This is a genomic window from Rhizobacter sp. P1_G5, from assembly GCF_056405435.1.
Genome location: NZ_JBFUCB010000273.1, coordinates 1 through 7588, shown reverse-complemented (window position 1 = coordinate 7588; position 7588 = coordinate 1). Strand labels below are relative to the sequence as shown.

Below are 7588 nucleotides of genomic sequence, written 5' to 3'. Positions count from 1 at the left end.
GCCCATGAACCCGCCCGACGTCTCGGTCGTCATCGTCAACTACAACGGCCTGCGCTTCCTGCCCGACTRCCTGGACACCGCGCGCGCGGCGTTCACGCGCCACAGCGCCGAGATCATCGTGATCGACAACGCGTCGGTCGACGGCAGCCAGGAATTCCTGCGCACGCGGCCGGACATCCGCTACATCGAATCGAGCGAGAACCTCGGCTTCACCGGCGGCAACAACCGCGCCGCCGCCGAGGCGCGCGGCCGCGTGCTGCTGCTGCTGAACAACGACACGCGCTGCGACGGCAGCCTCGACGCGCTGGTCGACGAGGCGCTGCAGCCCGATGTCGGCGTGGCCGGCTGCCACCTGGTGTACGGCGACGGGCGGCTGCAGTTCTCGGTCGGCTTCGAGCACACGCCGGCGCGCATCGCGCTGTCGTGGCTCGGGCTCGAGAAACAGTGGCGCACGCCCGACGTGTTCCGCCGCGTGCAGACGCGCCCGGCGTTCTATGCGCAATCGAACCCGTCGGTCGACTGGGTGTCCGGCGCCTGCCTCGCGACGCGGCGCGAGGTGTGGGAGCGGCTCGGCGGCCTCGACGACGCCTTCTTCATGTACTGCGAGGACGTCGACTACGGCCGCCGCGTGCGCCAGCTGGGCTTGCGCGCCAGCTACCGCGCCGACGTGACCGTCACGCACTACGAAGGCGCGGGCAAGGCCTGGGCCGGCCGCGCCACCGTGCTGCGCACGCTGCGCTCGTACCTGCTGTTCGTCACCAAGCACTTCGGGCGCGGCGCGGCGTCGCGGCTCGCGCTGTCGCTGGGCGTGGTGTTCTCGGCGAAGGCGCTGGCGCATGCCGGCCGCGCCGTGCTGTCGCAGAACGCGGAACGCCGCGCGCTGCAGCGCGACAAGCGCAACGGCTACTTCAACGCGGCGCAGCAGTCGTTCGCTGCGTGGTGGAAATGATGAGAACGGCCGGCCGCCTGCTTTGCCTGATCGCCTTCGTGTCGCTGCTGTCGCAGTTCGGCAAGACGCTGCTCGGCATGGCCCACGTGCCCAACATCATCCCGCCGCTGCGCGACGGGCTGCTGCTGCTGCTGGTGCTGTTCGCGATCAGCCGCACCGATGTCTTCAAGGCGCGCGGCTTCTACCTGTGGGCGCTGCTGTGCATCGCAGCCATCTCGGCCACGGTGTTCGTCGCCGCCTTCGACGACCGCCACATCCCCGGCCTGTACTACGCCCGCATCTACCTGCTGCCGCTGCTGTTCGCGGTGGCGCTCGAAGGCATCGTGCTGCGCGCGAGCGACGACGACGTGCGCGCGCTGCTGCGCATGAGCTTCTGGTGCGGCCTGCTCGTCGTGTTCACCGCCTTCGGCATCTTCGCCGCGGTCGAGCTGAGCCCGCGGCTGCTGCGCACGCTGATGGGCGACGACACCGGCACCGGCCCGCTCGCGAGCGCCTGGTACATCGCCGGCGGCACCTGGCTGCGCATGGGCCTGCCGGCCACCGGGCCGAACTCGCTGGGCCTCGCGCTCGGGCTGTATGCGCTGCTGGTCGGCGGCGTGCTGTTCTCGCGCAAGCCGCGCCCGGTGCCGAGCCCCGTCGTGGTGGCGGCCCTGGTGTTCGCGCTGCTCGCGGTCGCCCTCACCTTCTCGCGCAGCAGCTGGCTCGCGATCATGCTGGGCACCGCGGCGCTGGTGCTGGCCTGCGTGCCCGGCGGCGTGCTGTTCAGCCCGGCCAACCTGACGCGCATGGTGCTGGCCGGCGCGCTGTCGGTCGCGCTGATGGGCGTGGCGCTGCTGCTGCTCGACAGCTACAGCGACGGCGCGGTCAGCCGCTGGGCGCTGCTCAACTTCAGCGGCACCGACCCGTCGATGGTCGGCCACCACAAGTCCTTCGTGATGGCGATCGAGTCGCTGGACGACTACGCCTGGCTCGGCTACCCGAAGGGCACGGTGGGGGCGCGCGCCGCGCTGTTCGGCGGCACGCTCTACAACGTCGAGAACAGCTTCCTCGCGGTGTTCTTCGACATGGGGCTGCCGCTGGGCAGCCTCTTCATGCTGTCGATCGCCGGCATGTTGTCGGGCCTGTGGGTGCACCGCAGCCAGTGGTCGGTGCTGATCGGCTTCACGGTCTGCGCGTTCTTCCTGCCGTACAACTTCGAGCCCGACATCGTCGTGTTCTTCCTGTTCGTCTTCACGCTGCTCGGCCGTTTCATGCAGGGCCATGCCGCCGTCTTCGCGCCGCCTCGCGCGCCTTCGCTGTACCAGTCCACCCTCGCCACGCATGAACTTGCCTGAATCGCCGGCTCCCGCGGCGACGGCCGCCCCGGCCCCGCGCGTGCTGCTGCTCGCGCCCTTCCTCTACGGTGAATCGTCCGCCAACGGCGGTGCCGCCCTCTGCTGGGCCCAGCTGAAGGAGCTGGCCGGCGTCGCGACGGTCGCGTTCCTCGGCTTCCGCGGTGCCGGCGGCGCCGATGCCGATCCACGCGAGGCCCGCGACCTCGCGAGCCTGAAGACGCATTGCGCCGAGGTCGACAGCGTGCCGCTGCGGATCGAGCGCAGCGCGGTGCTGCGCGCGCGCCTCGGTTCGCTCGCCTTCGGCGAGCCGGAGCTGGCGCGGCTGTGCCGCACGCCGGCGATGGAATCCGCGTTGCGCGCGATGCTGCTGCGCTTCCGCCCCGACGTGGTGTGGATCCAGTTCCCGCAGATGGCGCAGTACGTCGCACTGTGCGAGGGCATCCCATGCGTGATGGACGTGCAGGACGCCTACAGCCTGTCGGGCTTCCGGCAGGCGCAGCGCGCGCCCGGCCCGCGCAACTGGCTGAACTGGGTCGCGTGGGCGCGCTACGAGGCGCGCCACTATCCGCGCTTCGCCGCGGCGCTGACGCTGTCCGAACAGGATGCGCAGGTGCTGCAGGCGCTGAACCCGGCCACGCGCGCGCTGTCGATGGGCCTGCCGCTGGCCGACGAGCAGGTGCTGCAGCGTGCGCACGGCGCGGCGGTGGCGAACCAGGTGGGCTTCGCCGGCAGCTTCGGCCACCAGCCGAACCTGGAAGGCATGGCCTGGTTCCTGCGCGACATCTGGCCGCGCGTGCGCGAGCGCATGCCGCAGGCGCGCTTCGTGGTCGCCGGCCGCAACCCGCCGGCGGCACTCACGGCGCAGGCCGGTGACGGCAGCGGCATCGAGTTCAGCGGCTTCGTGCCCGACATCCATGCGTTCTACGCGAGCAACAGCGTCACCGTGGTGCCGCTGGTCAGCGGCGGCGGCGTGAAGATCAAGACGGTCGAGGCGATGCTCGCCGGCTCGGCGGTGGTGTCCACGCGCATCGGCGTCGAGGGCACCGGCGCGCTCGACGGCTGCCACGCCATGGTGGCCGACGAGGCGCAGGCCTTCGCCGACCACATCGTGCGCGTGCTGTCGGACGACGCGTTGCGCGCGCGGCTGTCGGAAGCGGCGCGCCAGCACGCGGGCGTCGCGTTCTCGGCCCGCTCGTGGCGCGAGCGCGTGCTGGCGACGGTGAAGGCTTCGCTGAGCGAGGTCGCCGCATGAGCAATGTTCCCTTGGACAGCCAGCACAAGATGTCGGCGACGCGCGGCACGATGTGGGCCTACGTGCAGAACTGGGCGGCGCGCGGCATCACCTTCGTCGTGTTCTTCGCGCTCGCCCGCCTGCTCGGCCCGGCCGAGTTCGGTGCGTTCGCGGTCGCGATGGTGTTCCTCACGCTCGGCGAGATCTTCGTCGAGCAGCTGTTCGGCCATGCGCTCGTGCAGCGCGCGGCGCTGAGCCCGGAGCACATCAACGCCGCGTTCTGGACCACGATGGCCTGCGGCCTGGTGCTCGCGCTGCTGGCGCTGACCTGTGCCCCGCTGTTCGCGCGCGCCTTCGACAGCCAGGGCATCCAGCCGGTGATCATGGCGCTGTCGCCGGTGTTCCTGCTGATGGCGCTGTCGGCGGTGCCGGCCGGCCTGCTGCGCCGCTCGCTCGACTACCGCACGCTCGCGCGCCGCACCGCCACCGCCAACCTGCTGAGCGGCGCGGTCGCGATCGTCGCGGCGCTGATGGGGCTGGGCGTCTGGTCCTTCGTGCTGCAGCAGCTGTGCTTCCACGTCACCGGCACCGTGATCCTGTGGCGCCATGAAACCTGGCGCCCGCGCTGGGCCTTCGACCGCGGCGCGCTGCGCGACCTGTCGGGCTTCTCGGCGCGCATCACCTTCGTCAAGCTGCTCGACCTGGCCGAGACGCGCGTCGTCGAACTCGTCGTCGGCCGCCAGATGGGCCTCGCCCTGCTCGGCAACTACGCGCTCGCCGCCCGTGCGCAACTCGCCGCGACGCAGCTGCTCGCCGCACCGCTGTGGGATGCATCGATCTCGGTGTTCGCGCGCGCGCAGGTCGACCGCGAGGCCTTGCTCGATGCGATCGCCACGCGCTCGCTGATGGCCGCGACCTTCATCGTGCCGGCCTTCCTGCTGGCTGCCGGTTCCGGTGCGGTGCTGGTGCCGGCCGTGTTCGGTGGCCAGTGGCACGACGCGGTCGCGCCGTTCCAGATCCTGTGCCTGTTGGGTGCATTGCGCACCATCGCCTTGCTGTATTCGTCGGCCGTGCAAGCCACCGGTGCAGCCGGCGCGATGGTGCAGGTCGGGATCGTGCGTTGCACCTGCAGCTTCCTGGTATTGCCCTTGCTGTTGCCCTTCGGGCCCGCGGGCGTTGCCGCCAGCCTGTTGTTCGGCCAGATGGCGGCAGTGCCCATCATTTTCCGCGTCATCCGACTCTCCCTGGAGATCCCTGCCATGCCCATCATCCGTCAGATCGCCAAGCCGGTGCTGGCCGCTGTTCTCGCTGCCGCCGTCGGCTTCGCCATCGCGAACTTCGCGCAGAGCCGCGTCAACCCCGTTGTCGGATCGGTGATGAGCCTGGGCATCAGCGCGGCGCTGTATGCGCTGCTGATCGTCGCGCTGATGCCGCGCGTGCTGCTGAAGCATGTGTCGCGGCTGCCCGGCGCCGTGGGCGCAGCCGGCGTGCGCTTCCTCGAAGGCGTGGTGCGCCTGAACGACGGGATGATGGTGCGCGCCTACCGGCTGCTGATGCTGCTGGCGCGCCCCTTCGCGGCGCAACCGGCGAAACCGGGCGAGGTGGTGATCGTGATCGCCGACGCCTACTCGATGATCGGCTCGGTCGGCGACCAGGCGCTGGTCGGCGGGCTGACCTCGCTGCTGAAGCAGGCCGGCATCCAATCGGCCCGCGTGCTGTGCCGGCCCGGCGTGGACATGCCGGTCGGCGGCGACGTCGCCTTCACCGCGATGCCGTTGTGGGGCCGGCTCGGCCAGGCCGGTGCGGTCGCGAACGAGCTCGCGAAGGCGCGCGCCTTGATCGTGATCGGCGCCGACGTGCTCGACGGCTTCTACTCGCGCTTCGAATCGATGCTGCGCCTCGAGGTGGCGGGCTTCGCGGCGCGCCGCGGCGTGCCGGCGATGGTGTGCAGCTTCAGCTTCAACGACCGGCCCGACCCGGCGATGGCCGGCGCGTTCCGCAAGCTGCCGCAGGGCGTCACGCTGCTGTGCCGCGATGCGGTGTCGCGCGAGCGGGTCGCGCAACTGGTGGGCGAGCGCGTGAAGCTGACGGCCGACCTCGGCTTCCTGCTGGAGCCGTCGCCGGCGAGCGAACTGGAGCGCAGCGTCGCCACCTGGCTGAAACAGGATCCCCGCCCGGGCCCGGTGATCGCGTGGAACCTGTCGCCGCATTCGCTGAAGCTGCTGACGGCCGCGCAGCGCGACCAGGCGGTGTCGGCCTCGGCGGCCGCGATCGCGCGGCTGGTGACCGAGCGCGACGCCCGCGTGGTGCTGGTGCCGCATGACTTCCGCCCGCACGCGAGCGACCCCGAGATGCTGGCCGACGTGTTCTCGCGGCTGCCGGCGGCGGTGCAGCCGCGCGTGCTGCTGGCGCAGGGCCCGTACACCGCGGCCGACGTGAAGCAGTGCTGCCAGCATTTCGACCTGGTTCTGACCGGGCGCATGCACCTGATGATCGCGACGCTGGGCCGCGACATCCCGGTGGTGGCCGTCGAGTACCAGGGCAAGTTCGCCGGCGCGCTGCGCCATTTCGGGCTCGGCGCGGAATCGCTGCTGAGCCCGCTGGAGGTCTGCGAGGCGGACAGCCTGTACCGCTGCGTCTGCGCGCGCCTGGACGCGCTGGACGTGACGCGCGCGCAGATCCGCGCGCGCCGCCCGGCGGTCGAGCAACTGGCCTCGGCGGCCCTCGCCGTTCAACTGGGAGCATGAGCCATGAACGCAGGCATCCGCGGTTTCCTTCTTCGAATGTTGCTCGCGCTGGCCTGCGGGGCCGCGCCCTGGTCGGCCTGGCCGGCCGGCTCGCCGTACCAACTGGGCATGTACTACTACCCGGGCTGGTCGCCGGGCGTGAAGGGTCCGTCCGAGCCTGACACCTGGTCGTCGATCAAGCCGTTCGCGCAGGACCGCGAGCCGATGCTCGGCTGGTACCGCGACGACAAGGCCGTCACGCTGGACCGGCAGATCGGCTGGATGGCCGACGCCGGCATCTCGTTCATCATCTTCGACTGGTACTGGGAGAACGCGAAGCCGGCGGCGCAGACCGCGGTGCTCGCCTACCAGGCCTCGGCGCAGCGCTCGAAGGTGAAGTACACGCTGATGTGGGCCAACCACACGGCCGAGCCGAAGACGCTGGCCGAGTGGGATGCGCTGGTCGACTTCTGGATCGCCAACCACATGAAGCGGCCGGAGTACCTGCGCATCGACAACAAGCCGGTGATGTTCGTGTTCTCGCCCGACGTGTTCCGCGCGCAGGCGACCGCGATGCAGACGACGACCGCGGCGATGCTGACGCGCGCCCGGGCCCGCGCCAGCGCCGCCGGGCTGCCGGGCATCTACTTCGTGCTCGGCGTGGTGGCCTCGCAGTTCTGGGTGAAGGACTATGCGTTCAACGGCGGCTTCGATGCGATCTCGGCCTACAACTACCACTTCGGCATCGCCGGCGAGGATTCGACGATCACGCCGTACTCGAAGAGCTACGCCGAGCTCGACCAGTACTACCGGATGCAGTGGAACTGGATCGTCAAGAACAGCAAGCTGCCGTACTTCCTGCCGATGACGGCCGGCTGGGACCGCCGGCCCTGGGGCGGCAGCAAGCAGCCGGGGCACGACGACTCGGTGTCGACGCCGGCCAGCTTCGAGGCCCACCTGCGCGCCGGCAAGGCGGTGATGGACGCCAACCCCGACCGCACCAAGCGCATCGGCGTGCTGTGCTGCTGGAACGAATACGGCGAGGGCTCGATCATCGAGCCGACCAAGAAGTTCGGCATGCAGTACCTGGAGAGGATTCAGGATGTCTTCGTCCCCTGAAGCCACTGCCTCCGCCGCCGGCCCCCTGCGCGTGACGGTGCTGCTGCCGCGGCACCTGGACGTCGTCGCCTGGTCGCAGCGCCATGCGCGCGGCGAGGTGCCCGACGCGACGCCCTACGGCTATCACCATGCACTGCAGCAGGGCTGCAGCCTGAGCTTCTCGCGCGCGACGCCGACCTGGCCGGGCGCGCTCGGGCTGGTCGACCGGGCGCTGCGCAAGCTGCTCGGC

6 protein-coding genes are annotated in these 7588 nt (G+C 70.8%); all 6 read left to right on the top strand.

The genetic code is table 11. The features are described 5' to 3' along the window. On the top strand, nt 1-949 hold a 949-nt coding region (locus AC1D12_RS18610), incomplete at its 5' end, for a glycosyltransferase family 2 protein (protein WP_477842144.1). Beyond that, on the top strand, nt 949-2283 hold the full coding sequence (locus tag AC1D12_RS18605; RefSeq protein ID WP_477825259.1) for a hypothetical protein: 1335 nt from the start codon (nt 949-951) through the stop codon (nt 2281-2283). The genes AC1D12_RS18610 and AC1D12_RS18605, both read left to right, overlap by 1 nt. Continuing rightward, nucleotides 2270-3535 carry a glycosyltransferase family 4 protein gene (locus tag AC1D12_RS18600; protein WP_477825260.1) on the top strand — a complete coding sequence of 422 codons (1266 nt, stop codon included), beginning with the start codon at nt 2270-2272 and terminating at the stop codon, nt 3533-3535. The genes AC1D12_RS18605 and AC1D12_RS18600 overlap by 14 nt, the downstream gene beginning before the upstream one ends. Further along, nucleotides 3532-6261 carry an oligosaccharide flippase family protein gene (locus tag AC1D12_RS18595; RefSeq protein WP_477842142.1) on the top strand — a complete coding sequence of 910 codons (2730 nt, stop codon included), beginning with the start codon at nt 3532-3534 and terminating at the stop codon, nt 6259-6261. The genes AC1D12_RS18600 and AC1D12_RS18595 overlap by 4 nt, the downstream gene beginning before the upstream one ends. Before the next feature lie 3 nt (nt 6262-6264). Next, nucleotides 6265-7359 (top strand): glycoside hydrolase family 99-like domain-containing protein, encoded by a 1095-nt coding sequence (locus AC1D12_RS18590; protein WP_477825262.1) that lies wholly within the window; start codon nt 6265-6267, stop codon nt 7357-7359. Next, the coding region (locus AC1D12_RS18585; protein WP_477842140.1) for a hypothetical protein at nt 7343-7588 on the top strand (246 nt) is incomplete at its 3' end. The genes AC1D12_RS18590 and AC1D12_RS18585, both read left to right, overlap by 17 nt.